The organism is Oscillatoria sp. HE19RPO (assembly GCF_024220515.1).
GTDB lineage: Bacteria > Cyanobacteriota > Cyanobacteriia > Cyanobacteriales > Laspinemataceae > Laspinema.
The window spans coordinates 1-5,229 of the sequence record NZ_JAMXOT010000273.1 but is presented as its reverse complement, the minus strand read 5'-3'; the positions used below and the strand labels follow the sequence as shown (position 1 = coordinate 5,229).

Below are 5,229 nucleotides of genomic sequence, written 5' to 3'. Positions count from 1 at the left end.
CAACAAATAAATCATCCTTGCTTTGATGCGATCGCACCTAACAAGGCTCTTTTAGCCCGCGCAGGCGGGCTTTGTCCTGTGAGCCTCCACCCTTCAGGGTGCGGGTTTTTTGAAGGTTTTATTTTTTGGAGTTCCCTAACGGAATCGCTCTACTACAACAATAGTTTGAAGACCAGCCCATTCGTCTTGTTTATAAAGTCCTCCTAATGCCGCGACTGGAAAAGCCCAAACTTTTCGAGTTTCAACTCGGCTATGGGCGGATTCTGTCTGATGATTTTCATCAATTTCAATCCCTTTAAATTGATGGCTTTGGGCGGTTTTAAACCAATTCTTGACTTGATTATAAAGAGTGGGATGATTGCTTTTTAAGGTGACCACATAATTGGCCTTTTTTTGATGAATTAGCCGAATTATTTCAGTTTGAGTCCCCATAGCGTCCATTGTAATAGTCGCTCCGGTGATATCAATTAATTCTAAGAGGGCTGGAATGGCTGTAATTTCATTTGAATGATTTTCCACCTTAACCTGTCCGAGTACCAATCGATTCTCACAAGCCCAGGCGGTGACTAAATGTAAGTTTTTTACCCCATTTTCCCGGTCATAAGACCCTCTAAGTGTTTTTCCATCAATGGGAATAACTTGTTGGATAACTGGCCCAATTAAGTTCTGAACCCATAAGGTTAATTTTTGTTCTAAAATTTCGCTCTTCCAATTGTTCAAAGACCCTTCTAAACGTGTCATCGCTCGGAATACCATTCGGTAACTCTAAAAATTATTTTAACCAAGTCAGCTTACTGATGCCATAATTTTCCATATCCTGCCATCCATCACCTCCAGCTATTGTGGATAAGAGGGCAATCACAATAATGTCTTTAAGTAAGTGGCGTTTAGTTCGGTTAACTCTCGGATCCGGTACGTCATCAAAATAATGTGACACGCTCTCTTGTAACTGCTGCATGGAAAGGGGCTGGTTTTTGTTCAGCCCTGACTTGGATTTAGATGTGGCTTGAATTGGTGCAAATCCTTTATTCATAAAGTTTTACCTAAGCGTTGCCGACTTACTATTTTAGACATTATAGAATTGTCCATCATTAAATGGTACACACCCTATGTTAGCCTTTTTGTCAAGTACATTTTATACCAAATTAGATGAGGTTGCCCTGGCTATGCAATGACCGAATCCGACAGCGATCTTCATTAAACGTGACATCTAAAACGTAGTGTTCTTGATTTTCAATAGTCCAATGTTGACGAATAATCCGCCCATTAATCTGAGCATCCGGGGGTAAAGAACTTAAATAAAACTGTACTTCGTGAGTCGTTCCATTCCACAAGTGACGGAATCGTTCTACTACAACAATTGTTTGAAGACCCGCCCACTCTTCTTGTTTATAAAGCCCTCCTAATGCCGCGACTGGAAAAGCCCAAACTTTTCGAGTTTCAACTCGGCTATGGGCGGATTCAGTCTGGTGATTTTCATGAATCTCCATCCCTTTAAATTGATGGGATTTTGCCGTTTCAAACCAATTATTGACTTGATTATAAAGAGTGGGATGATTGCTTTTTAAAGTCACCATATAATTGGCTTTTTTTTGATGAATTAGCCGAATGATTTCAGTTTGAGTCCCCATAGCGTCCATTGTAATAGTCGCTCCGGTGATATCAATTAATTCTAAGAGGGCGGGAATGGCGGTGATTTCATTTGAATGACCTTCAACCTTAACCTGTCCGAGTACCAACCGATTCTCACAAGCCCAGGCGGTGACTAAATGTAAGTTTTTCATCCCATTTTCTCGGTCATAAGACCCTCTAAGTGTTTTTCCATCAATGGGAATAACTTCTTGAATAACCGGCCCAATTAATTGCTGAACCCATAAGGTTAATTTTTGTTCTAAAATTTCGCTCTTCCAACTTTTCAAAGACCCTTATAAAGGTATCATCACGGGGAATACCATTCGGTAACTCTAAAAATTCTTTTAACCATTCTTGTTTGCTGAGGCCATAATTTTCCATGTCCTCCCATCCATCACCTCCAGCTATGGTAGAGAGGATCGCAATCACAATAATATCTTTAATTAAGTGGCGTTTAGTTCGGTTTACCCTAGGATCCGGTACGTCATCAAAATAATGTGACAAGCTGCCTTGTAACTTTTCTATGGAAAGCGGTTGGTTTTTGTTCAACCCTGACTTTGATTTAGACGTAGCCTGAATTGGTGCGAATCCTTTATCCATAGAATTTTACCTTAAGGAAGCCGATTTACTATTTTAGACATTATAGAATTGCCCATCGTTAAATCGTGCATACCCTATGTTAGCCTTTTTGTCAAGTACATTTTATACCAAATTAGATGAGCTTGCCCTGATTGCATAGCCCTCGGAACTTGGCTACCCTCCGAAGGTTATCCCTGAATGCGGTCAATCAAGAAACCACTTTCAAGCGTAGCTTACGGCAGAAAAGGAAGCGGGCCGCTATGAATGATGGTTACATGATGCTTATTCTCAAATGCTTGTACCAAGACTAATTGAGCTGTTTTTACCCGCTTAGAATCTCTAATCCCAGACGCCTCTATTTAACTCTATAATTTCTCTTTGTCAAGTACAATTTATACCAAATTAGATGAGCTTACCCTGATATTTCATCAAGCCTTTTAGCGCCCTTATCGCTGGCATCATTGGTGCAGTTGCAGCCCACATTCCGCAGGTTTGATCAAGTGAGTAAATAATATTTCTGGCAGGAGGCCCCTAGGAACTGAAGGATCCATCGCCGCTCATCAGTTAAATAGGTGATTTTCGCGCGCTCCATCAACCGTAAGCAAATGAATGGATTGAAAGCATTGAAAAACCCATCGTAGAGTTGGAGTAGTGGTGGGTTTACCTAATTGATTCTTAATCGACTTTTTTGCTTGAGCCAGGGCCTCTCTTAATGCTCTTTGACCTAAACTATACACTAACAAACACAAGCCCATCACCATTGCTAGGGCTTCTATTCGTTCGGGATTTTTTAGAAATACACTATCGGTAAAAAACATCGGGTCTTTTAAAAACCGAAATCCTCTTTCTGTCGATTGTTGGTTTTTGTATTCTTTTAATACCTGTTCATAACTCAGTTCATTAACATCCAAGACGTTCGTAGCGAGGATAAATCTTCCCGCTCGGATTTTCTCTTGTTCTATGGCTGACTCGTTTTCTGCCAAATCGGCTTGTATTTGATAAGAATACCCAGCGGGTTTGGCTCCCTTGGGTGGTCTTCCGGGTTGGGTATAATAGGGAGCTTTTAATATTTTAACTCCGGTGATTGTATGATATCGCAGCTTCTTGTTGAATTGCTCAACTGCTTGCTCTGCATCAGGTTGACAAGCGAATTTCTGCCTGCTTAATCTTTTAAGTTCTAAGCGGGCTTTTCCTTCTAAATTTTTAATTTTTTTCTTTAGTTGCTTTAAGTCAAACTCTTTTCTTTTTTCACTTTCGACGCTTCTGCCATCTTTGTTTATTTTCTTCATAAGTGACTTCATAACTTTTTATCCGGTATCCCTCCAATTGACAATTTTGCAGGTCTTATTCGGCGGGTTCGCTCAACAATTCTTTAGCGGCTTTTAAAGAAGCCGAAACTCTTGAAACCCAGTTCAAATGATTAATTTTTCTTAAACTTTCTTGATTATAAAGGGCGGCATCGGCTACAAATAATCCGTCCATATTCCAGTTTTTTCTAAATTTTTTCATTAATAAGTGCAAAAATGGCTGAGTCAGATTCATTGCCCGAGGCTACTCTTAAATAGAGCGAAATATTCCCGTCTGAAGTGCAAATTAAGTCTACGATAAATTGTTTTAATTCCGGACGGTGGTCTCTTGAGTATCCATAAGTAATCTCAATCGGAACGGGTTCTCCTGTTAGGTTAGGTTCGCGAAAATATTGTCCATGAACATCAAATGATGTTGAATCAAGGTGCTTGCTCTGGGTATTTACTCGGAACTTTTTAGCCGCAGCCAAGGCTATTTTGACAAATAGTTGAGTGATGCCTACTTTATAGAGTTCATCTAGGACTCTACCTAATCGGTCATCATTGAGCAACTCTGGGGTTATCCCCTCGGAGAGAAGATGTTCTGTGGCTTTGCCGACAAAGAATTGGGGAAATAAGTACAATGGGGCGCTCACCAACCCTAAACCATTGAGAATCATTGCTTTGACAATGATTCCTGGACTCACCAGGGTGAGGGGGTGGGGTTCGAGTTCCCGGTTAATCGCGATAGACGAGTCCTATCTCATCAATGATGCCCGCGACTATGCCACAGTGGTCAATATCTTGTACTATGATGTTAGATGCTATATCTGTCATGGTTTTAGAATATTCCTAGTACAGACGTGCAAAAGAACATAACCAGCTATAATAAGAGGAGGAGGCAGCGAGATCCCTATTAGGGGCCACGCATCTCGGTTCTATCTCGACTTAATCAATCATGCCTACTCCAAAAGCCAAAGTCTGTACCGTATCTTCAAGGCAGCATCAGTTACTAGAACAAATATCGCGTAAAGCAACTAATCCACATCGATTAGTACAAAGGGCCAAATTAGTCTTGTTGGCGGCTGATGGAATTAATAACACCGAAATTTCTGAGCAATTGCAAATGAACCGGAATCAAGTCCGGATGTGGCGCTCCCGATGGGCTGATGCCGCATCCAGACTAGAGATAGCAGAAACCCCAGAAACTAGCGATCAAAAATTAATTCAACTGATTATATTGGTTTTAAGTGATCAACCCCGTCCAGGTAAGCCCGCCACGTTTACAGTAGATAATATTGTACAAATTGTTGCAGTCGCCTGTGAACATCCATCCCAAAGTCAGCGCCCAATCAATGAATGGACCCACAGAGAACTAGCCGAAGAAGTTGTTAAAAGAGGAATAGTCAAAGAAATTTCCCGCTATAGTGTGGGTCGTTTTTTAAAATGAGGCGGATCTTCAACCTCACCGCAGGGTCAGGGTAAGCGCATCTAATTTGGTATCAAATGTAACAGACCCCAAAAAGATGGTGTAGTATTATTGCTCACCGGTTTGTCCAAGAGATTCTATAATGACTCTCTTTTTTCAGTAAAAAATAGGAATAAATACTCTATGACTAAAGGATTTTCACCCGTTGTCGCGAGCGCTAAATTAAAAAACATAAAAACCCAGCCGCAACCTATTTCTATGCCCGAAATAGAAGGGGGTTTGTTGAATTATTTTGATGATGTA

The 5,229-nt window shown here is 40.7% G+C and carries 3 protein-coding genes and 2 pseudogenes; 1 reads left to right on the top strand and 4 read right to left on the bottom strand.

The window, feature by feature from the left end:
• Positions 1-135 precede the first annotated feature (135 nt).
• The 4 genes and pseudogenes from NG833_RS22610 to NG833_RS22595 all read right to left on the bottom strand — a co-directional run bounded on the left by NG833_RS22610 (position 136) and on the right by NG833_RS22595 (position 4,334).
• Complete coding sequence (locus NG833_RS22610; protein WP_256556122.1) at positions 136-741, bottom strand: ISAs1 family transposase; 606 nt, start codon at positions 739-741, stop codon at positions 136-138.
• Between the two features lie 31 nt (positions 742-772).
• Complete coding sequence (locus NG833_RS30580; RefSeq protein ID WP_256556121.1) at positions 773-1,033, bottom strand: transposase family protein; 261 nt, start codon at positions 1,031-1,033, stop codon at positions 773-775.
• Positions 1,034-1,154: 121 nt separating this feature from the next.
• Positions 1,155-2,181 (bottom strand): annotated as a pseudogene (locus tag NG833_RS22605) (ISAs1 family transposase); the annotation flags it as partial.
• Between the two features lie 526 nt (positions 2,182-2,707).
• Positions 2,708-4,334: pseudogene (locus NG833_RS22595) on the bottom strand (IS1634 family transposase).
• A gap of 121 nt (positions 4,335-4,455) precedes the next feature.
• On the opposite strand from NG833_RS22595, the gene NG833_RS22590 reads away from it, so the two are divergent.
• Positions 4,456-4,947 (top strand): helix-turn-helix domain-containing protein, encoded by a 492-nt coding sequence (locus NG833_RS22590; RefSeq protein ID WP_254567528.1) that lies wholly within the window; start codon positions 4,456-4,458, stop codon positions 4,945-4,947.
• Positions 4,948-5,229 lie beyond the last annotated feature (282 nt).